Annotated in this window: 1 protein-coding gene; it reads left to right on the top strand. The window is 58.1% G+C overall.

The genetic code is table 11. The annotated features are described in order from the left end of the window. A partial coding sequence (locus BP822_RS00390) for an NFACT RNA binding domain-containing protein (protein ID WP_286877487.1) occupies positions 1-470 on the top strand: 470 nt, incomplete at both ends.

Genomic DNA, 470 nt, shown 5'->3' with positions numbered 1-470 from the left:
AACCAGATCTGGGAGAGGATCAGCGGCTCGGGCCTTCCCCAGGCGAAGACGATCCTCTCTTTGGACGGCAGGGGAGAGATGAGGGTCTTTCTGGATGGGGAGGAGCTGGAGCTTAATGCCGAACTGGCCGTCCCCCAGAATGCCCAGAGGTACTACGATAAGGCCAAGGATATGGTCCGCAAGGCCAAAGGGGCACAGAGCGCTCTGGCCATAACCGAGGAGCTGAAAGCGGGAAAGGTCGCTCCCAAGAAGACCCGCGTCGTGTCTTCATACTACAGACGGAGAAAGCCCAAGTGGTATGAGAGGTTCCGCTGGTTTTACTCCTCCGACGGCTTCCTGGTCTTAGGGGGAAGGGATGCGGATAGCAATGAGGAGATTTATGCCAAATACCTGGAGAGGAGGGACCTGGCCATGCATACCGACGCTCCCGGCGCTCCCCTGACGGTGATTAAGACCGAGGGCAAAGAGGT

The organism is Methanosaeta sp. UBA458, from assembly GCF_002496085.1.
GTDB lineage: Archaea > Halobacteriota > Methanosarcinia > Methanotrichales > Methanotrichaceae > Methanothrix > Methanothrix soehngenii.
This window is presented reverse-complemented; position numbering and strand designations above follow the sequence as displayed.